General features: G+C 68.9%; 18 protein-coding genes and 1 pseudogene. 16 read left to right on the plus strand and 3 right to left on the minus strand.

What is annotated here, in order from left to right; all coding sequences use genetic code 11:
- Positions 1-44: 44 nt before the first annotated feature.
- On the minus strand, positions 45-269 hold the full coding sequence (locus ACFVUT_RS22825) for a hypothetical protein (protein WP_389653786.1): 225 nt from the start codon (positions 267-269) through the stop codon (positions 45-47).
- Positions 270-432: 163 nt separating this feature from the next.
- Here ACFVUT_RS22825 and ACFVUT_RS22830 point away from each other — a divergent pair, with 163 nt between their 5' ends.
- The 14 genes from ACFVUT_RS22830 (at position 433) to ACFVUT_RS22895 (ending at position 16642) form a co-directional block, all read left to right on the plus strand.
- Entirely contained in the window at positions 433-1158 is a 726-nt protein-coding gene (locus ACFVUT_RS22830; RefSeq protein ID WP_389653788.1) for a class I SAM-dependent methyltransferase, read from the plus strand.
- Positions 1159-1407: 249 nt separating this feature from the next.
- Positions 1408-2367 carry a phosphotransferase family protein gene (locus ACFVUT_RS22835; protein ID WP_389653790.1) on the plus strand — a complete coding sequence of 320 codons (960 nt, stop codon included), beginning with the start codon at positions 1408-1410 and terminating at the stop codon, positions 2365-2367.
- 330 nt (positions 2368-2697) lie between these two features.
- Entirely contained in the window at positions 2698-4140 is a 1443-nt protein-coding gene (locus tag ACFVUT_RS22840) for an aldehyde dehydrogenase (RefSeq protein WP_389653822.1), read from the plus strand.
- 82 nt (positions 4141-4222) lie between these two features.
- Entirely contained in the window at positions 4223-4483 is a 261-nt protein-coding gene (locus ACFVUT_RS22845; protein ID WP_389653824.1) for a hypothetical protein, read from the plus strand.
- Between the two features lie 905 nt (positions 4484-5388).
- A complete protein-coding gene (locus tag ACFVUT_RS22850) occupies positions 5389-5817 on the plus strand; it encodes a hypothetical protein (RefSeq protein ID WP_389653792.1) in 429 nt (142 codons plus the stop codon).
- Between the two features lie 137 nt (positions 5818-5954).
- Positions 5955-7109 (plus strand): PLP-dependent cysteine synthase family protein, encoded by a 1155-nt coding sequence (locus ACFVUT_RS22855; RefSeq protein WP_389653794.1) that lies wholly within the window; start codon positions 5955-5957, stop codon positions 7107-7109.
- Positions 7106-8371, plus strand: coding sequence for an MFS transporter (locus ACFVUT_RS22860; protein ID WP_389653796.1), 1266 nt, complete (start codon positions 7106-7108; stop codon positions 8369-8371). Before ACFVUT_RS22855 ends, ACFVUT_RS22860 begins: the two co-directional genes overlap by 4 nt.
- A gap of 395 nt (positions 8372-8766) precedes the next feature.
- Entirely contained in the window at positions 8767-8961 is a 195-nt protein-coding gene (locus ACFVUT_RS22865) for a hypothetical protein (protein WP_389653798.1), read from the plus strand.
- Between the two features lie 1171 nt (positions 8962-10132).
- Entirely contained in the window at positions 10133-11245 is a 1113-nt protein-coding gene (locus ACFVUT_RS22870; RefSeq protein ID WP_389653800.1) for a bifunctional DNA primase/polymerase, read from the plus strand.
- Complete coding sequence (locus ACFVUT_RS22875; RefSeq protein WP_389653802.1) at positions 11242-12765, plus strand: phage/plasmid primase, P4 family; 1524 nt, start codon at positions 11242-11244, stop codon at positions 12763-12765. Before ACFVUT_RS22870 ends, ACFVUT_RS22875 begins: the two co-directional genes overlap by 4 nt.
- Positions 12762-13163: a DUF6009 family protein gene (locus ACFVUT_RS22880; RefSeq protein WP_389653804.1), complete on the plus strand. Its 402-nt coding sequence runs from the start codon at positions 12762-12764 to the stop codon at positions 13161-13163. Before ACFVUT_RS22875 ends, ACFVUT_RS22880 begins: the two co-directional genes overlap by 4 nt.
- Before the next feature lie 415 nt (positions 13164-13578).
- The gene (tap, locus tag ACFVUT_RS22885; RefSeq protein WP_389653806.1) at positions 13579-15822 is read left to right on the plus strand and encodes a telomere-associated protein Tap; all 2244 of its coding nucleotides are present in this window, start codon (positions 13579-13581) and stop codon (positions 15820-15822) included.
- 12 nt (positions 15823-15834) lie between these two features.
- Positions 15835-16392 (plus strand): telomere-protecting terminal protein Tpg, encoded by a 558-nt coding sequence (gene tpg, locus ACFVUT_RS22890; RefSeq protein WP_389653808.1) that lies wholly within the window; start codon positions 15835-15837, stop codon positions 16390-16392.
- A gap of 64 nt (positions 16393-16456) precedes the next feature.
- Positions 16457-16642 carry a hypothetical protein gene (locus ACFVUT_RS22895; RefSeq protein WP_389653810.1) on the plus strand — a complete coding sequence of 62 codons (186 nt, stop codon included), beginning with the start codon at positions 16457-16459 and terminating at the stop codon, positions 16640-16642.
- 128 nt (positions 16643-16770) lie between these two features.
- On the opposite strand, the gene ACFVUT_RS22900 is transcribed toward ACFVUT_RS22895, so the two are convergent.
- Entirely contained in the window at positions 16771-17733 is a 963-nt protein-coding gene (locus tag ACFVUT_RS22900) for a zinc-binding dehydrogenase (protein ID WP_389653826.1), read from the minus strand.
- A 194-nt stretch (positions 17734-17927) separates the two neighbouring features.
- Between ACFVUT_RS22900 and ACFVUT_RS22905 the strand changes: the two genes are divergently transcribed.
- Entirely contained in the window at positions 17928-18566 is a 639-nt protein-coding gene (locus ACFVUT_RS22905; protein ID WP_389653812.1) for a TetR/AcrR family transcriptional regulator, read from the plus strand.
- A 9-nt stretch (positions 18567-18575) separates the two neighbouring features.
- On the opposite strand, the pseudogene ACFVUT_RS22910 reads toward ACFVUT_RS22905, so the two are convergent.
- A pseudogene (locus ACFVUT_RS22910) lies at positions 18576-19230 on the minus strand (transposase); the annotation flags it as partial.
- On the opposite strand from ACFVUT_RS22910, the gene ACFVUT_RS22915 reads away from it, so the two are divergent.
- Positions 19199-19450 (plus strand): hypothetical protein, encoded by a 252-nt coding sequence (locus ACFVUT_RS22915; RefSeq protein WP_389653828.1) that lies wholly within the window; start codon positions 19199-19201, stop codon positions 19448-19450. The pseudogene ACFVUT_RS22910 and the gene ACFVUT_RS22915 sit on opposite strands and share 32 nt — an antisense overlap.
- The last annotated feature ends 1278 nt before the right edge of the window (positions 19451-20728 follow it).

Consider the following 20728-nt stretch of genomic DNA (forward strand, 5'->3'; position numbering starts at 1 on the left):
GTGCAGGTAAGCCGCACGTTCCGGCAGGCAGCGGCGGGGGTGGCTCAGTCGAACCCCACATGCCCGCCGGTCGTCGCCGACCAGTACAGCCCCGGGAAATGCCGCTGCCCCCGATACGACGGGAACCCCCGAACGGGCAGCCCTGCCTCGAACTCAATCTCCGAAGCCTTGGACAGCGGACGCCGGTGCTCACCACCGGCGTCCCGCCACCCGACCTCGAACTGATCCACGGCTGACATCTCCTGTTCGGCCGTTCCTTGTGCCCCCATGCGAGCCACTGTGCAGAAGAGGCGGGACTGATAAGAAAGAACGGGACCAAACCCCTCATCCGGGTGATCGATTGGAGACCTCGACTCACGCGGGCGCCAACACCGCTGGCAGCCGCAGAAATTGATTAGGCAGGCAGCTCAGCCTCCCCATACGTTCGATCGCATGACTGACGAGTGCTTCGGACATCCACGGCTTGCCGCGATCTATGACCCACTCGATCCCGATCGCAGCGATCTCGACGCGTACGTCCAGATGACGGAGGAGTTTGGGGCACGTCAGGTGCTGGATATCGGCTGTGGGACAGGCGTGTTCGCACTTCTGCTGGCTGAACACGGGATCAAGGTCGTCGGCGTCGATCCCGCCCAGGCATCCATCGACGTGGCCCGCGCCAAGCCAGGCAGCGAGCGAGTGCGCTGGATCTGTGGCGATGCCACGACACTCCCGCCGCTGCGGGTCGACCTGGGAACCATGACCGCGAACGCCGCCCAGCAGATCCTCGATCGGCAGGCATGGCGCGAGACCCTGCGCGGCGCGTACGAGGCACTGCGGCCTGGCGGCCGTCTGGTGTTCGAGACCAGGGATCCAGCCAGACGCGCCTGGGAGGAGTGGAACCGCGAAGCCTCATACCGCGTGACGGAGATCCCGGATGTCGGCGCCGTCGAAAGCTGGGTCCAGGTGATCGAGGTGAGCGAGCCGCTGGTGACGTTCCGCTGGACCTATGTGTTCGCTTCCGACGGGCAGGTACTGACGTCGGACTCCACCTTGCGCTTCCGCGAGCGGCAGGAGGTCGAGACGGAGCTGATCGCGCAGGGGTACGTGGTGGAGGACGTACGCGACGCTCCTGACCGGCCAGGCAAGGAGTTCGTCTTCGTCGCGCGACGTCCGTAGCTCAGCCCACGGGAGACTTCGCTGTCCCGCCTCGCTGGAGCTGAGGCACGGCGGCCGTCTGACCTGGTGTGTCTCAGGTTGAGTGAGATGCCGAGTGTCCGTCTGCCTCGCCCAACTGACTTCTGACTTGCGCCTCTTAGAGCATCTGCGTCCGGATCCAGGCTTGCTGGAAGGACTGAGCCGCACGGCCGTCGGTACCTGTAAAAGCCTTCGCCCGTGCCGCCGCCCGGATGATGAGGTGGCACGGTGATGAACCACGATGAGACCGCGACCGTCCGACCGTTGACGCTGGTTTGGGTGAGTCGGCACCTGGAAGCTGGCGAACGGATCGTCAAAGCCGAGGCGCTGCAAGGCGGCATCACCGCCGAGATGCGGAGGCTGATCGTCGGCACGCGGGACGGAGGCACCCGTGACCTGGTGCTGCGGAGCTACGTTGACCCGTTTTACATGGAGAACGCCGAGGACGGGCTGATTGGGGAGGCCGGCGCTCTGACCTTGCTCGCGGGGACCGCCGTGCCGGCTCCTTCACTAGTCGCGGTTGATCCGACCGCCGCGCAGTGCGAGTATCCGTCGCTCCTGATGACCCATCTGGCGGGCCGGACGGTCCTTGACGACATGGGAGTGGAGGCGCGTGTGCGCCTGCTGGCCCGTCAACTTGTGGCGATCCACGCGGTGTACCCCGCTGAGCGGCCCCGGGAATATACGACGTTGACGACCGCCGACACCGTCGTGGTTCCCAAGGGCGCCGACGCGGCCGTATGGGCCGCGGCTATCGAAGTGATCCGCAGACCCGCGCCACCCTATGAAGGGCGCTTCCTGCACCGGGACTTCCAACCCGGCAACGTGCTGTTCGACGTGTCGCCTTCGAACCCGGAAGGCGCTCGGATCACTGGCGTCATCGACTGGGCAGGAGCCTCCTGGGGCCCGGCCGATCTCGATGTGGCGCACTGCTCCGTCAATCTCGCGCTGCTGCACGGCCCGGCTTGGGGGCTGCGGTTCGCCGAGGCGTACGAGGAGGCCGGCGGTGTGCTGGCTGCGAGCGTGAGCGAGCGGCTGTACTGGCGGGTGCGGGACGCGCTGGCCGCCTCGGAGGAAGTGCAGTCGGTGTCGCAGCCGTGGCGGGAGGCCGGGAGAACAGAGCTGACGACGCGAGCTGTGGAGGAGCGGCTGGATGCCTATGTCACCGCCCTGATGGACGCGCCGGGCTGACACGCGAGACACAGGGGCAGTTGCCCGAGATTGAGCGAGACGTACAGCCCGATGCCTCACATCGACCGAGACTGCTTCGGCTTCAGCGAGACAGGACATTCGCCGCGCAGATTGATCGGGACTCGATCACTTCGCCGAGCAGATCCAGCGGGAAACCCTCACAAGCACTGGGAACGGACACGTGCTGCGTCGGCTCTCATCCCTCAAGATTTACGACAATGTAGAACATAAGAGATGTACTGCCGCTCGCGTGTGTATGTATTGAAGTAAAATGCTACATTGAAGTGACAGTTGAGGGAGCGTCCGAGAGAACCGAAAGTGAGAAAGCACATGATCACCTACGACCGGCTTTTCGTCGGAGGCTCTTGGGCGGTGCCGAGCGACCCGGACCTGCTCGACATCGCCTCGCCGCACGACCAGTCGGTGATCGGCCGCGTGGCACAGGCGCAGCGAGCGGACGTCGACCGCGCGCTGGCCGCGGCGCGGGCGTCGTTCGAGGCGGGTGTGTGGCGGCTGACCCCGCCGGCGGAGCGGATCGCGGCCCTGCGGCGGTTCAACGCACTGCGCGAAGAGAACGCGGAGAAGGCCGCACACCTCATCTCGCTGGAGAACGGTTCGGCGGGATGGTTCACCCGGGCCGGACAGCCCGGTCTGACCCGGCAGGCGAACGCCTACCTCAAGGCGGCGGAGGAGTTCGGCTGGGAGGAGACCCTGGTGCCCTCCGACCCGGCGTCCCCGGTGCGCAGTGTGGTGCGCCGTGAGGCGGTCGGCGTCGTGGCCGCGGTGATCCCGTGGAACTCGCCGTTCTCCTCGGCCACCTCGAAGATCATCCCGGCCCTGCTCGCCGGCAACTCCGTGGTCCTCAAGGTGTCCCCGGAGAACTCGCTGAGCATGGGCTTCCTGGCCGAACTGCTGGAGCGGGTGGGCCTGCCCGAGGGCGTGATCAGCATCCTGCCCGCGGACCGGGAAACCAGTGAGTACCTGGTGTCGCACCCGAAGGTCGACAAGATCGCGTTCACCGGTTCGACACGGGCGGGCCGCCGGATCGCCTCGATCGCGGGCGAGCAGCTCAAGCGGGTCAGCCTGGAGCTGGGCGGCAAGTCCGCCGCCGTCATCCTGCCGGACGCCGACATCGCGAAGGCCGTCGCGGGCCTGAAGTTCGGCTCCCTGCTCAACAACGGCGAGTCGTGCATCGCCCAGACGAGGATCCTGGCCCCGCGCAGCCGGTACGAGGAGGTCGTGGCCGCGCTGAAGGAGCTGGTGGAGTCGCTGAAGGTGGGCGATCCCAGCGCCCCGGACACCTTCATCGGCCCGATGATCCGTCCGGACCAGCAGGAGCGGGTGCGCGGCTACATCCGGCTCGGCATCGAGGAGGGCGCCCGGCTGGTCACCGGCGGCCCGCAGATCCCCGAGGGCCTGGAGAAGGGCAACTACGTCACGCCGACTGTCTTCGCCGATGTCGACAACTCCATGCGGATCGCGCAGGAAGAGATCTTCGGTCCGGTCCTGGTCGTCATCGCCTACGACGACGAGGACGACGCCGTCCGCATCGCCAACGACTCCGAGTACGGCCTCTCCGGCGGTGTCTGGTCCTCCGACGAGGCCCACGCCCTGGCCGTCGCCCGTCGCATCCGCACCGGAACGATCACCGTCAACGGCGCCTCCGTCGCCTTCGACGGCCCGTTCGGCGGCTTCAAGGCCAGCGGCATCGGCCGCGAGTACGGCGCGGTCGGTCTCGGCACCTACACCGAGTACCAGACCATCACCGTCTGACAGCCCGGTCGGCTGCTGCGTGGAGGCGCGGCAACGTGCGCGGTTCACGCGGGAGTCCCTCGCCGAGGTGTCCTGCGTGAGCGTGCGGGCCATCAGTGACATGGAACGTGGCCAGAGCCCGCGGCGGCAGGCGACTCTGCACGAGCTGATGGACGTCCTGGGACTGGACGAGGACGAACGGCGGCGCCTCGTGCGCGCGTCCACGCGGTTCGCCCGCGCGCCGCACAGATGCGGCCCAGGAGGAGTCCCCGCCGCAGCCGTGAGTGGACCGGCCGATCCGGAACCGAGACCGTCGTGGCCGGGCCGGGACGATCGTCCCGTCCCGGCCACGACGGGACAGTGACACCCGCAGGGTCGTCAGGGCGTGACCACCCGGTAGCTCAGCATCGCCCAGGGAAGGTCGGTCTGGGCCAGCGAGCCGCTGCGCCACGGGGTGGCGCCGGTGCAGCCGGCCTTGGAGTAGAAGCTCCAGGGATGCGGAGCCGGAGGCGATCTGGACCGAGAGGGCAGCCTTCGACAGCGTGTAACACGTGCCGAAGTCGTCGTGATCGACCGTTTTCACCGTCCCGGTTCCGGTGGTGCCCGAGTAGAGATACGCGCTCTCCTGCAACGGAGGCCAGCCGACGGCGTTCGCCGCCCCGGCGCCGAGGCCGATCAGTGGGTGCCCGCCCCCTTGAAGGCCAGGGTGCGGTCGGAGCCGGCCTTCCACCGCTGAGCGGTGGCGCCGTCGCAGGACACACCGGCACCAGGGCGGTACCGAGCGTGGCACTCCTGTCGGCGGGTACCACACATGTGCCCTGCACCACCCACAGCGACCGTCCCGGCCCGCGATCCACACCTGCAAGGCGCCGCTGTCACACGTGTCGGCCTGTGCCGCCGTGCCGTCGGCGAGTTCGGAGGCGTGGCTGACACGGGTGTGCCCGGCCGGGCACACCCGGTGCGCGTCGAAGCTTCAGCCCGACGCCGTTGGGCCAGTGGCTGCCCTGTCCTCGTACAGCTACCGCCAGGCGGCGTGTGACGTCGATCAATTGTCCGGGGGCTGCCGTCGCGCTGCTGGAGGGCGGCAAAGCCCCGGTGTGCGCCGTTCCGACGGCCTTCGAGTACGCCTGAGCCTTCTCATGCCCGGCGGCGCCCGGAAGGTACTGGAGAGGCCGGGCTCTGCCCCTTGCGGAGAAAGAGCCCGTTCATGAGAACGAAACGCCTCACCCGGCAAGCACTTTCTGTGTCTGCTCGAATACGCTTCGTGCTGTGCTGATGCGGGTGAGGCGTCTCGTACCCCGGGCTGCGCCGTGGCGGCTGGTGCTGGTCACGGTGCTGGCCGGGCTGCTGCACCTGCTCGGCTGTGCCCACGGCGCACAAGCTGCCGGGTTGCCGCGGGCTGATTCACTGCCCGCTGTTGGAGCTGTCTCCTCCCCGCACACGCACCCCGTCGCGGCAGCCACTTCGACCCTGTGCGATCACGGCGCTGCCGTGGGATGCACCGACGTGGACGAGCCTGCCGCCGCCGGTCCCCGGGCCGACCTGCCCGTGCCCCCGGCGACCGGCGGTGGGCTGCTCATCCCCGATCCCGCCGGGACGATGCCCGCGAGGAGCCGGGCGCCCTGCGGCAACGAAGGCAGTGGAGCCATTGCGGAGCACAGCCGGGCGCGGGCTGTACTGGGCGTGTGGCGGACCTGAGAGGACCTGGTCACCGGGCGCCCGCGCAATCCGGGCTCCTGGTGACGTCATCGTCCACTGATGGTTCCGTCCTCGAACACCACCGGCCCGCCTCGCCCTTGATCGGGGTGCTGTGCGGCCGGCAGGAGACCTGTGCGATGAACTCCTCCACCCTTCCCTGCTCCACCCTGGCCCCCGCCCAGCTGCTGACCGGCGCCACGCGCCGCGCCGACACCCCGGCCTCTCTGGTGGGTGACACCCCCGTGTTGTGGGTCGGTGAACCTTTCACGGATGCCGGACGCGGTTTCTGGGCCAAGCTCGAAGGCCACAACCCCGGCGGCATCAAGGACCGCACCGCCCTGTTCATGGCCGAACGCGCCCGTGAGCGCGGTGACCTGCTGCCCGGTGCGCGGATCGTGGAATCGACCTCCGGCACACTCGGTCTGGGGCTGGCCCTCGCTGGGATCGTCTTCGGCCACCCCGTCACCGTGGTCACCGATCCTGGCATGGAACCCCTGGTGTCGGGCCTGCTCGCCGCCTACGGCGCGGATGTGCAGACCGTCCGGGATCCGCATCCGGTCGGGGGCTGGCAGCAGGCTCGCCGCGACCGCGTCGGCGAACTGTTGTCCATGTATCCGGACGCGTGGTGTCCGGACCAGTACCACAACCCCGACAACGTGAGCGCCTACGCGGGCCTGGCCCGGGAGCTGGTCGCCCAGCTCGGTCGGATCGACGCCCTGGTGGTCAGCGTCGGTACCGGCGGGCACTCGGCTGGAGTGGCCTCGGTGCTGCGCGGCTTCTTCCCCGCCCTGAAGGTGGTGGGCGTCGACACGACAGGCTCCACGATCTTCGGCCAAGAGGCCGCGCCGAGGCTGATGCGGGGCCTGGGCAGCAGCATCTATCCACGCAACGTCGACTACGCCCTGTTCGACGAGGTGCACTGGGTATCCGCCGGGGAAGCGGTCTGGTCCGCGCGGGCCCTGGCCCGCTCCCGGTACGCCACCGGCGGGTGGAGCGTGGGCGCGGTCGCCCTGGTCGCCCGCCACCTGGCCACGACCCTGCCGGCCGAGGCCCGGATCGCCGCCGTCTTCCCCGACGGCCCGCACCGCTACGTCGGCACCGTCTTCGACGACGCCTGGTGTCGGGAGCGCCGGCTGCTGGGATGCGAGCCGGCCGACGCCCCGGACCAGATCACCCATCCCGGCGAGCGGGCCGTCACGCGGTGGACGAAGTGCGAAACCGTCCTGGACCCGGCACCCGCCGGGCAACCGGCCGGCGCGGGTGCGGCGACCCTGGCGGGAGCGGCCCGGTGAAGACCCTGTGGACCAGCACGCTGAGCTTCCCGCCCGCGGTGCGGCTGTTGATGGCCAATCAGTTCGCCATCAACCTCGCCTTCTACATGCTCATGCCCTACCTCGCCGCCCACCTTGCCGGTGAGCTGGGACTGGCCGCGTGGGCGGTCGGCCTCGTGCTGGGCGTGCGCAACTTCTCCCAGCAGGGCATGTTCCTCATCGGCGGTACGGTCGCCGACCGCTACGGCTACAAGGCATCGATCATGGCCGGGTGCCTGCTGCGTACCGCCGGGTTCGCCCTGCTGGGCGTCGTGGACAGCCTGCCCGTCCTGGTCATCGCGTCGGCGGCCACCGGCTTCGCCGGCGCCTTGTTCAATCCCGCCGTACGCGCCTACCTCGCCGCCGAAGCCGGAGAGGAGCGGCGGGTGGAGGCGTTCGCGACGTTCAACGTCTACTACCAGGCCGGCATACTGGCCGGCCCCCTGGTCGGCCTGGCACTGCTGGCCGCCGACTTCCGCCTGGTGTGCCTGGTGGCAGCGGGCATCTTCGCGGCCCTGACCGTCCTGCAGGGCCGGTCTCTACCCGCTCGCCGCGGTGCCGGCTCCGCCCGACGAGGCGACAGGGTGCTGGCGCAGTGGCGCACGGTGGTGGCCAACCGGCCGTTCCTGCTGTTCTCCCTCGCGATGATCGGCTCCTACCTACTGACCTTCCAGGTCTACCTCGCGCTGCCCCTGGCCGCAGGCGACGCGTTCGGGAAGGCGGGCACGAAGGCCACCAGCTTGCTGTTCGTCCTCTCCGCCGCGGTGGCCATCGCCGGACAGCTGCGGCTGACCGGCTGGGCGAAACGGCGGTGGAGCGGTGAACAGGCCCTGGTGCGCGGCCTCGCGGTATTGGGCCTGGCGTTCGCGCCGCTCGCCCTTGTCGCCGCGAGCGGCAAAGCCGTACCGGGGGCGGTGGCGCTGGCCGCGCTGGGCGCCGGGGTGATCGCCCTGTCGGCCGGCAGCGCGGTCGTCTACCCGTTCGAAATGGACACCGTCGTCTCCCTGTCCGGCAACCGCCTCGTCGCCACCCACTACGGCCTCTACAACACCATCTCCGGCATCGGCATCACCCTGGGCAACCTGGCCACCGGCGCACTGTGGGACTACGCCCAGCAGCACCGGATGCTGTGGCTGTTGTGGACCGCGCTGTCCCTGACCGGTGGGGCCTGCGCGGGCGCGGTCCTCGCCCTGGCGCGCACCGGAAGGCTTGCCGCGCGGGCGGCGCAGCCCGCGCTCGCCTGACCGGCATCCCACCCAGCAGGGCGGTCCTGCCGGGCATCCGTCATCCGGTCCCAGGTGTCGTGGGCCCAGCCCCGGCCGTTCCGTGGACCGACAAAAGCGGCTGAGCCGTCCACTTCGCGGGCCGCCCCTGGGCGCACCAGACCCGGGCGCCGGTCACAACCTCCCCCAGGAGCAGCCCGGGACGTTCACCGACACGATCCTCGAAGTCGACGGACCACCGGAACCGGACGTGGGCATCCACGGCGTGACGCCTGGATGCCCATGTCCGGTTCCGGCTGCGCCCATGACCCCCATCTCATCACCGTCTTGACAGGTGACGAGATGGGGGTGCAGGCTGATGGTCGTCCGAGCGACAAGCAGGACGCGATCCACGATCGACGAAGTGGAGAATGGCCATGAGCAAGGAACTCGCCACGGATGCCGCGGCAGCGATCCGGCACGCAAAGTACGGCAGGCTTCCCGAGCGCATCCGGTTCGAGGAGATGTCCGAAGAGGTGGAGGCCGCGCCGAGCGGCGGCGCGAACGCCTCGTACAACCCCGAAGGCTCGTGGAACTCCTACTCGTGCCTGGCCTTCGACCTGGGACTCTAGAGCCGCGGACTCCGGCTCGGCCTGCACGTGGACCGTACGCAGAGACGGATGATTCCGTATCGCCTTCTGACGTCCACAGCAGCCCTGCTGTTGCTGCGTCAGATCGCCGCCGACACTCCGCTGCTGGTCGTCATCGACGACCTGCCGTGGCTGGACCGCCCCCACGTCCCGCACGTGGGGGGAACGCCTGAACGAGTTGTGGCTCGCCCAGCACGCCAAGATGTTGCAGAACCTTCCCGGCCAGGCCCGGGAGATCCGTTAATCGGGAGATCCCTTAATCCTGCGCCGCCCTCGGACTCCTGCGTCTGAGGTGCCGTCACCCCGGTGACCACTCGACGCGGCCTGCTCGTGCGGCTCCACCACCTGAGCCGCAGCGACCACGCACCGCAGGCGCAGCCCGTCGAGGGAGAGCCTCCAGCAGATCGAGACGGCCTATCGCACGGTGCTACGGCCTCGTCGGCGATGTCGTAGCGCTGCGCGAGCCCGGAGGAGCGCGCGACCACGTGGTTCACCGCTCCCGGCAAGGTGAACAGCCCGTCGCCGACGACCTTCCGCAGCCTCGTCGTGCGCTCGCCGCCCGGTATGAGGGCGACCTGTGCCGTCGACCGTGTTGACCTCTCCTGCGTCGATCGCGCGGCTTCGCGCACCCGTACCTGTGCGGGAGCCTTCGCCCGGGTCCGGACCCCAGTCCAGGACTGGGAACGGGTCGCTTCGGTCGCTGAGGTCGCTTCGGTCGCTCGGGTCGCTGCCCCGAGTTCGCGCGCAGCGACTGAAGCCCAGCGACTGAGTATTCATTCGGTCGCTTCCTTCTACCAGGAAAAAGCGCAGGTCAGGCTCATGTCCCGAGAACGGCAGCGACCGAAGCGACTCAGAGTGCCTATATATAAGACATTCATGTGTGCGCGTGTGCGTCATATATAGAAGCCTTCAGTCGCTTCAGTCGCTATTTCCTTCGCTGCAACGCTCTGAACTGGGACTTTGTATGAGACCGAGAGGCAGCGACTCAACGAGCTCCAGTCGCTGCCCCCAGAGTTCGGTCGCTGAGCGACCGAACGGCCAGGTCTCTTATCGACACGGGCCACGCTTGTCCACAGGCTGCACGCCCCCCACGGCAGCGTTCGCTAGGGTGTGTCTGTCATTGGGTCGCTTCAGTCGCTGTCAGGGTGTGTATGTGTCTGCTGAACTGCGCTTTCCGCCCAACGACGCACGTCACCCCGCCACCGGGCCGTCAGTCGCTGAGCTCGCACTGGCCACGGCGCGGCAGTGCGCCCGCAGGGGCTGGCCGGTTCACCCCCTGGCCGTCGGCCGCAAGACACCGGCCGCGAACTGCCCCGACTGCCGACGCCCCGGCCACACCCACTCCGGCTGCGCCTGTCTGCCCGCCGGTCGCTGGTGTCACGGGTTCCACGCCGCCACCCTCGACCAGCGCCGCATCGACCGCTGGTGGGGAGCCAACCCCCACTTCGGGGTCGCGGTCGCCTGCGGGCCCGCGAGCCTGGTCGTCATCGACATCGACGCCCACGAGGCCCAGCCGCCCAGCCGTGACCGGATCCTTCCCGGGATCCCCATCGGCGACCACATCGACCTCACCGGTCTGGCCACGGGATTCCACACCCTGGCCGTCCTGGCCGCTCTGAGGGGCGTTCCGAGCCCCGCCGTGGACGACTCCACCCTGCGCGTGCGGACGCCGTCCGGGGGCCTCCACGTCTGGTACAGGACCGGTGACAACCGCCGCTGGCAGTGCTCCAGCGGTTCCAGCCAGGGCCGTGCCCTCGCCTGGCAGGTCGACGTCCGCGCCCACGGCGGCTACATCGTCGCTCCCGGCACCACCACCACAGCGGGCACCTACACCCCCCTCGGCGAGGTCCGCCGGCCCGCCGTCCTGCCGTCCTGGCTGGCCCACGAACTCGAACGCACCGGCCATCTGCCGACCTCCGGCATTCCCGCCCCCCGGCCGGTGCCGCCCCGGGCCCAGCAGGCCGTCCTGGCGGCGGGCGGTGGCCGCGCCCGCACCAGCCGTACGCTCACCGCCGTCCTGGCCCCCGTAGAGGCCTGCGGACAGGTTTCCGAAGGGGCAGGATTCTCCGACGCCCTCAACCGTGCCGCCTACACCCTCGGCGGACTCGTCGCCGCCGGCCGCCTCACCCAGGACACCGCCGAGCGAGCCCTGCGGGAGGCCGCGGCAGCCGCCCGCCCCGGCCAGGAACACCGCGCCGAGCAGATCATCCGCAGCGGCCTGACCGCCGGGCTCAAGCGCCCCCTGCACCCCGGGAGCCGCCCATGACCGCCGCGGGCAACGACAACACCCTGTTCGAGTTCGACGCCCAGACCGTCGCCGAACAGATCCGCAGCCAAGGCGCGCTCCCGCTGCCCGCCCAGGCGGGCGCCCCCGCCGCCCCGGGATCGCAGGCCACGGCCGACGGGCTGCTCCCGGACACTCTCAGCGACCGCGGCAACGCCAAGCTGTTCGTGAAGCTGTACGCCCAGGACTTCCGGCACGTCCCCGGCATCGGGTGGTACCGGTGGGACACCACCCGGTGGCAGATCGACGAGGACGACACCGTCCTGTGGGCGGCCGGCGACCTCGCCGAGAACATCGCCACCCAGGACCCCCACGGCGCGCTGACCGCGCAGGCCCTGCAACGCCACCGTCGCCGCGCCCTGTCCACGGCCGGCATCAACGCCATGCTCACCCAGGCAAAGTCCGCTCCCGGCATGGTCCTGAACGCCACCCGCCTGGACGCCGACCCCTATGCCCTGTGCACCCCGGAAGGCATCGTCGACCTGCGCACCGGCCTGGTGAAGACACCTGACCCCAACAAGGATTTCCACTCACGGTCCACCACAGTCGGCCCCCGTGTCACGCCCACCCCGCGCTGGAACGCCTTCCTGACCGACACCTTCGGCCTGGACACCGAAGGCCGTGAGATGAACGGCTACCTGCAACTGCTGCTCGGTTACGCCGTCACCGGCGATGTCGGCGGCCAGGTCCTGCCCTTCCTCTTCGGCGCCGGCAAGAACGGCAAGTCCGTCCTGCTGGATGTACTGATGAAGCTCCTCGGTGACTACGCCGATGCCGCCCCGCCCGGTTTCCTCATGGCCCGCCCCTACGAGGGCCATCCCACGGATCTCGCCGAACTCCACGGCCGGCGCGTCATCGTCTGCTCCGAGGTCAATCCCGGCGACAAGTTCGACGAGGCCCGCGTCAAACTGCTGACCGGCGGCGACCGCATCAAGGCCCGCCGCATGCGCCAGGACTTCTTCAGCTTCGACCCGACCCACAAGCTGCTGCTGGTGGGCAACCACCGGCCCGAAGTCGGCACCGGAGGCTTCGCCTTCTGGCGCCGTATGCGGCTGATCCCGTTCGAGAACACCGTCCCTGACCACCGCAAGATCGACAACCTGGCCGACATCCTCGTCACGGAAGAAGGCCCCGGCATCCTGGCCTGGCTCATCGACGGCGCCCGCCGCTACCTTGCCGGCGACCGCGACCTCACCGGACCCGAACGCGTCCGGATCGCCACCACCGCCTACGCCGAGACCGAGGACCACACGGGCCGCTTCTACGAGGAGTGCTGCACCATCGGGCCCGAGCTGCGTGCCGAGCAGGCCGGGCTCTACAACGTCTACCGAACGTGGTGTCAGAATGAGGGCGCAGCCGCCCTGTCCTCGCGTGCGTTCGCCGCCCGTACGCGGGAACTGGTGGGGCTGGCCTCGCCCAAGCAGATGATGACGTCCAACCAGCGCAAGTACTACCCGGGCATCGGACTGCTCGCCGACCAGGAGAGGGAAGCCACCGCATGAGCTCCCTGATCACCGAGGACGAGATCAGCCACGAGACCGAACTCGTGTGGCTGGAAGACATCACCGACCTCGACTACGTGCGCCAGAGCCTGGACCGGCTGCCGTCCCGCAAGGCCAAACCTGCCTACCACCGCGCCGGCCGCATGGTCGGCTACGCCCTCCTGGGCCCCACCGCCAAGCCCTCCCGCGCCTCGGGTACGTTCCGCCGCCGCGTCTTCTGGCTCCTGCCGCACGACCGCGACTGCGAGCCCGAAGGTCTGTACGCCACCGGCGCGCCCGCCGAAGCGGTCGACCCGCGTACGCTCGAACCGCGCGTCAAGGGCTACAAGACCGAGCGCTCCGAGGGCGGCCCGCCCTCCACCGCCATGCAGGAACTCGGCATAACACTGCCGCTCTGACCGAGCCGAGGCCGAGTTCGATGCCGGGCCGGACGCAGACACCGATGTCGGCCCAGTTCAGGCGGTCTCCGCGGTGGTTCCGTACACGTCGCGGAGCAGCGCTTTTAAGGGAGTTCGGGTGGCACTTCGACGGCCGACGTAGCGCTGTTGTTCACGACGGTGGACGGCGCCGTCCACCGTCGTGAAGGGATCGCCGTACACGCGTACTGGTTCCCCTACCCATCTCCCCGGACAGCCGACCCTGAACGATCACTCACCCTTCGGTGAGAGAACCTGGCGGTCAACCTTCGTTACGAGAGATCAACTGCGGGCTTCCTCTACACGAATCCTCGAACGCGATACGTACGCAATGTGTACGGCGAACGTACGCGATTCGCTCGTTTTGCGGGGTAGGGTGTTCATGTGGAGGTGTTCCATGTCCGAGTTGTTCGACGCGGTCGACGCGTTGCTCGCGTCCCGCGCCACGCTGCCGCCGCCGGCGGAACGTAAGCGGCTGCGTGCCGCACACGGCCTGACGATCGACGAGGTGGCCACCGCGCTGATGGTACGGCGGGCCACGGTCAGCGGGTGGGAGTCCGGCAAGACCGAGCCCCGGCCGCCGGAGCGGGACGCGTACGCCCGGCTGCTGGACAAGCTCGCGGAGCTCTACCCCGTCCCGGGCGACGTGGCCATGACCGTCCATCAGGCTGCGGTGCCGGCCGAGTTCACCGCCGTCGCCGCCCCGGCGGAATCGCGGACGCTGTCCCCGGGCCCGGCGCCCGAGGCAGCGGTCATGTCTGCAACGGGGAACACCCAGCCCGGCCCTGCTCCCGAGGTCGCTGCTCCGGAGGCCGCGCCGCGTCCGGCGCGCACCACCCGGTCGTCGTCGACGTCGCGCCGTCCGGGTGCGCGGAAGGCAGCCCCGACCGCGATCCCTGCGGGCGGAGCCGATCCACGGTTCGAGAACGGGCCGCTGGCGGTTCTGGACGTTGATGCAGACGGGAAGATGTTGGCGTACTGCACTGGCGGCCTGGTCCTGGACGTGCCGGCCAAGAGCCTGCCGTCCCTGGTGGACTGGACGCTCAAGGAGGCGAGGCTCGGTCAGACGAAACTGTCCGGTCCGGGCAAGGACGCCGACCCACTGCTCGTGCTCACCGAGGCCGCGCTGGAGCGCTACGGCCTCCCCACCACCCTCACGGACGAGGAGCGGCTCGCCGGGCGGCTCCCGGAGGGGCACAAGGTCATCAAGCAGCTGGTCCGCGCGGAGTGGAAGCTGACGAAGCGTGGGTTCGGGCCATGGGCGCGGATCTACCGTCCCGCCACCGGCTCGGAGCGGGCCTGCGTGCAGTTGTGCATCCCGTCGTGGAACGCGCTCGACACGCGGCACTGGGGCGAGGCCGGGCAACTTCCGCCGGCCGAACTCGCCCGCGTGCTGGGCGTGTACGCGTCCCGGGTGATGACGCCCCGCGGTTCGACGGCCGTGACCGGCCTGGAGCTGATGACCGCGCTGCACCCGGCGACCCGGGCCTCCGAGCCGGACGCCGACGGCAAGCGGCACTCCGAGCACAACCCCGGCTCGCTGGGCAAGGACCCAGTCGACCCGGCGCCGTGCGAGGCTCCCGACGGCCACCCGGTTCTCAAGGACCTGCCCCGGTTCCACGTCCGCGGTCCCGGGGAGAAGCTGTTCGAGGAGGCGTACGACTGGGCACGGCCGATGACGGATGCCGAGTGCACTTTGCGTCACCTGGTCGGAATCGACGTGAACATGGCTTTCGCGGCGGGAGCCAACGGCCTGCTCGTCGGACTCGGAGCGCCGACGCATGTCACGCATCCGGTCTTCGACCCGAAGCTGCCGGGCTCGTGGCTGGTGGACCTGTCACACGTCGACCTGTCCCGGGTGAAGGTCGGCAAGGAGTGGGTGGAGCTGGACGGCGCGCTGCTGCCCAGCCCGTTCACGCCGAAGGGCGAGTGCCCGGAAGGGCCGGCCTGGTACGCGACGCCAACCGTGGCATACGCGGTGGAGCTGGGCTACGAGGTGCGGCCTGTGGAGGCGTGGGTGCGCCGGGAGAACGGCCGCTACCTGGACGGCTGGTACAACCGGCTGCGTGATGCCTACCTCGCCACGATGGCCGACCTCGGCGCCGGCGCCGACCTGTCGCCGGCCGACTTCCTCGCCGCGATGGACGGCTACCGCAGCCGCGACCCGGAGCTGGCGATTGTCGTCTCGGCGGTCAAGGCGACGGTGAAGGGCGGCCTGGGCAAGCTGCGCGAGCGGCCCCGGGGCGAGGGCTGGAGGCCGGGCGAGCCGTGGCGCGCCCTGTCCCGCCCGACGTGGCGGCCGGACATCCGTGCGGCGGTCATCTCGCGTACCCGGATCAACCTGCACCGCAAGATCGTCAAGCACGCGGCGTTCACCGGGCAGTGCCCGGTCGCGATCCTGTCCGACTGCGTCGTCTACGCGGCCTCCGGGCCCTCGCCGCTGGACTTCCTGCCCTACCGTCAGGGCAAGCCGCTGCCCGGCGGCTTCAAGCTCGGGGTCAACCCGGGCCTGGTGAAGCACGAGGGCACGCAGACCACGCTGTGGGGCGAGGGCGTGCGGGAGCGGTTCAATGCGCCGGAGCTCAACCTCGCCCGGTACATCAAGGACGGCACCGTCACCGACGTCGACAGCGGAGAGTAGGAGAGGACGCCGATGAGCATGTTCGGGGATGGCCTGGATGCCGCGGTGCAGAAGGCGTTCACCCGCCCGGTGCCGAAGTCGGCCGGCGCGCAGATGCGTTACCTGGTCAAGCAGCTCAAGGGCACCCGGGCGGTCGCCCGGATGCTGCGGGTGTCCCAGCGCACTGTGGAGCGGTACGTGAAGAACCAGATCAAGAAGCCCCGCCCGGACCTCGCCGCCCGGCTGGAGGCAGAGGTGAAGAAGCGGTGGCAGCCGCAGATCCGGGCGAAGGCAAAAGAGAGAGCGGCGACGACCGACGGCATCGTCATCGACACCCGAGCCCGCCTCGGCTACACCGCTCCGATCGGGTCGACGGACCAGGACCGCATCCGGCACCTGACCGTCGCCCTGCCGCCCCGTCACGCCGCCCGTCTATTCGGTGCGCAGGAGGCCGGCGCCGGCGACCAGCAGTTGCGGGAGATCGCTGCCGAAGCGCTCAAGGAGGTGTACTTCCAGGACGGCGGCCGTCGTGCCGGAAGTCTGGAAGAGGTCCGGTTCACGGACGTGGAGCACCTGGAGTTCGACTTGTAGGCCCAGCCGGGCGGCCCGGTTCGCCAGGGGCTGCGGCAGGGGTTGCGCTGGGAGTTGCGACAAGATGGCCTCGAAGATCCGCACCGAGGTGAACGCCTCGATCCGTACAGGCATCCATGACCGCATGAGCGCCGCTCAGCGGGCGGGGCTCATGCGGCTGCTGGAGGAGCGCGACCCAAAGCTCGACGTCGACTTCCCCCCGCTGCGCGAGCAGGATCTGATGGCCGCCGACCTCGGCCAGGCCGCTTGACCGCCCGGCCCGGAGGCTTCTTCCTCGTGTGCGCCGGCCGTACCGTCGAGGCAGTGCCCGAAGTCAGTACCGGCCCGGCCCGCCACGGTGCACGAGAAGGACACCCACACAGATGGGGAGCGCAGGGGCTACGGTGTCAGCACGATCCTGCCGAAGACTTCGCCCGTGTCCATCTTCTGGTGCGCCAGCACGGCTCCGTCCAGTGGCAGCAGCTCGTGCACCACCGTTTCGATCCCGCCGCGACTCGCTGCGGCGAACTGCTCGCTGCGCACGGCACGCCGGTCGGCTTGGGTGACGGTGGCTGCGCTGAATGCGGCGAAGGACATCGACTTCTGGAACGCCGCCATGATCTTCGTGCCGAAGTCCGCTGGTGGCTGGCCTGCGACGGCGCCGACGGCGACCATGCGGCCGTTCGGGTTGAGCCTGTCGAAGAACGACGGCATGTCCTCACCGGCAACCACGTCGATGATGACGTCATAGCCCGCGGGAGCCTCTTCCCCTCCGTTCCCGGAGCGCTCCAGCACGTGGGTCGCGCCGAGACGGCGCAGCCGCTCGCCGCGCTCGGCCGACGATGTCGTGACCGCCACCGCGGCGGCACCACCGTGAGCGGCGAGCTGCACTGTCATGATCCCGATGCTGCCGGCCGCGCCACGTACAAGGACCGTCTGCCCAGGAGCGAAATGGGCGTGGCGAAGCCCGAAGTGGGCCACCGTACCGGAACTGCCGAGTGTCACCGCGTCGACGGCGGACAAGCCACTGGGCAGGGGAAGAATCTCCTCGACCGGCGCGACGGCCTCTTCGACGTAGCCTCCGCCGGTGCCGGTGAAGCCCCACACCCGGCGGCCGATCCACGACGCGTCGACGCCGTCACCGACCGCGGTCACGGAGCCCGCCACCTCGCCGCCCGGAATGTGGCCCTCCTTGAAGCCGTAGGCGGCCAGAGCCCCGCTTCGGATCACGGTGTCGACACCACCAACGCCCACCGCCTCGGTGGCGATCAGCACCTGCCCGGCAGCAGGTGCGGGAGCCGGCAGGTCGACCACAGCCAGACCTTCAGGACCTCCGAACCTCTGGATCACGATTGCCTTCAATGTCGTCTCCACGTTCTCGGACCGCTCAAGCACGATCCTGATCCCTACCCGCCACCGATCGCCGCCGACTGGCGGGAGGCTTCACGCCGCGGCCGGGGCTGGATCCCAGTGCTGCGCGCCCCGATGATCTCGGCGAGCTGCTACGTTCCGGGACGGTAGCGGACGCCCCCGTCCGTTCAGGCAAAGTGAGAGTGATGACCGACCATCTGCCTCATACCCTGCGTTCCGACGCGCTGGACAATCGCGAACGCATCCTCGACGCGGCCCGAGCGCTGTTCTCTGCCGACGGTCTGAACGTGCCGATGCGGGAGATCGCGCGGCGTGCCGGGGTGGGACCTGCCACCTTGTACCGTCGCTTTCCGACCAAGCAGATGCTGGTCGCCGATGCCTTCGCGGACCAGCTGCACGCTTGCCGCGCCATTGTCGACGAGGGGTGCGCAGATCCTGATCCGTGGCGTGGCCTGTGCCTGGTGATCGAGAAGATCTGTGAGCTGCACGCCCGCGATCGGGGTTTCACCGAAGCCTTCCTGTCGACTTTCCCGGCGGTAACGGATGTCGCCGCGAGCCGTGAGTACACGGTGCGAGCAGTCGCCGAACTGGCCCAGCGAGCCAAGGAAGCAGGGCACCTGCGGCCCGACTTCGTCCTGGACGACCTCATTCTCATACTCATGGCCAACAAGGGGATCCACGCCACATCGACCGCCACCCAGGTCATGGCCTCCCGACGCTTCGCAGGGTTGGTGATCCAGGCGTTCGAAGCCTGCCCTCAGCACGCACCACTACCACCAGCGGCACGACTGGCATCCGCGGCATTGTACGGCTTGCCGCGGTAAATGCCGGATTTAGATGGTGTCTTGTGTGGTGAGTTGGGGGTGTTGTTTGTAGTGGCGGGGGGTGGTGGTGGGGTTGGGGAAGGTGAGGTTGTTGTGGGGGTGGTGTTGGTAGTGGTGGTTGAGTCTGTGGTAGTGGGTCAGTCAGGAGATGGTGTGTTCGATGATCCAACGTCGGTGTCCTGACCGTTCGTTGGACTCGACTTTCTTGCGGGTGGTGCGGATGCCGTTTTGTTTGCTGTGGAGCTGTCTGTGCGGGTCGGGGATGTCGTATGTTTTGTCGGTGTGGGGTTTGTGGGGTTTGTAGTGTCGGCTGTGGTGGGGGTTGTGTCTTGTTTGGGGGCTGGCCGTCATGGGTTTCGGGCCTTGGCTGTCGTGGGTGTTGGTGGCGGAGATGCCGACGGTCAGGGGCAGTTCGTTCGCGTCCGACAGGACGTGCATCTTGGAACCCGGTTTGCCCTGGTCCGCGGGGCTCGGGTCTGTGAGTTCGCCCTTTTTTGGCCCGTACGTGGGTGGAGTCGAGGACCACGCGGGTCGGGTTGAGCAGGCCGCACTCGTCGATGCGGTCGAGCACTGCCTGGTGTAGCCGGCCCCAGGCACCGGCTCTGGACCAGATGACGAAGCGCCGGTGGGCGGTGGACTTCGAGACCTCGAAACATGGCGGCAGAGTGGTGGTCTGCGGGTGTTTGTCGGTGGTGGTTCGGCATTGTGATGTCAGTGCGGTAGTTGTGGTGTCTGTGTTGTTGAGATGGTCGTGGGGTGGTGACACGATTGCCGATTTGGTGCTGATGTTTTTGGTGATGGTGCGGGTCGGTTTGTTGTTGGTCGGTGTGGCGTGGGGTGTGTTGTTGCTGGTGGGGGCTGTGGTGGAAGGGGCTGGGTGCTGATGGTGGGGGATGGGTGCGGTTGGTGTCGCTTTCTACGGTGCGGGCTTCAGGTGGTAGCGGATTCTTGTTGCGGTGAGGTGGAGTTGTTCGCCGTCCTGGACTGTGATGAGGGGGAATAGCGGGCTGTCCGGGGCGCGGTCCTTGAGCTGTCCGTGAATGCCTGCCGCGCGTACGAGGCGGCGTGTCCAGGTGGGGAGTGGGTAGAGCCTGCATCGGCGGGATCGGGCGCCTGCCGGTCCCCTCGCGCGCGTCGGCGGGGCCGCGCGCGCCGGTTCTGACGCCGGGTGCTGCACACCGCGAGCAGGGGTGGACGCGTCCGAGAGAAGGCCGGCTGTTCCGGCCCCGTTGTTGACGGGTGCGGGCGGCACTGGTTCGGGCAGGGGTGGTACGTGTGTTGGTACAGAGTGTTTTTTGGGTGTGGTTTCGGGGTGGTAATTTCTTGGTGGTGTCAGGGTTTTTAGTTGGTGGTGTTTCCGGCGTTCGGGGATTTGTACGGTGGGTCATTTTCTGATGGGTGGTGAATTTGGTGTTTTTTTTGTGGCGACGGTTTGATTTAAGTTGGGATATCTGATGGAGTGTCAGGTGAGGGTTTTTCACGGTCTCTGTGTGGTGTGGGTGGTGGGGTCGGGTCTCCGGGCGGGGGAGGGCGGGGCAGCGCCCGGGAGTGCCCCGGGAGTGCCCCGGGAGTGCCCCGGGAGTGCTCCGGGAGTGCTCCGGGAGTGCTCCGGGGAGTGCCCTGGAGTAGGTATCAGCCCAGCTCAGGGCCACGCTGAGCTGTTCTCGGGCTCCTCGGGCCGTGGTGCTCCGTGGGCATGCCGGGAGGGGTTGAGCGGGGGAGTGGAGAGCGGTTGGGCCCTGCGGAGGGGGTAGGCCGTGGCTCCAGAGTGGGTCTAGGCCCTACATTTGAAGCAGTGGGAGTGTTGCGGATCTGCCAACGGTACATGTGCATCACCTACCGTGAGCACCCTGGCAGTTGACCCACCACCGTGGCCACCTGACCAGCCGTCCGGCGGAGCCGGACCGGTCCGGGAGCGCAGCGGACGGACCCTCAGGCCGTGAAACGGCCTCACACCCCTTGCCCGGCAAGGGGTGTGCCCCGGGGGAGCGAAGCCCCCCGGGGCATCCTCGGCGCAGCCGAGGGCCTGACCAGAGCGCAGCGAAGGAAAGGCCGGCCGCATAGCGGCCACCCCCTCGCGCAGCGAGGGGCCTCACACTCCGTCACCTGCCCCCGCGCAGCGGGGGCCGTCCCTGCCCAGCGCGCAGCGCTGGGATACCCGC

Source organism: Streptomyces sp. NPDC058051 (assembly GCF_042885475.1).
Taxonomy (GTDB): domain Bacteria; phylum Actinomycetota; class Actinomycetes; order Streptomycetales; family Streptomycetaceae; genus Streptomyces.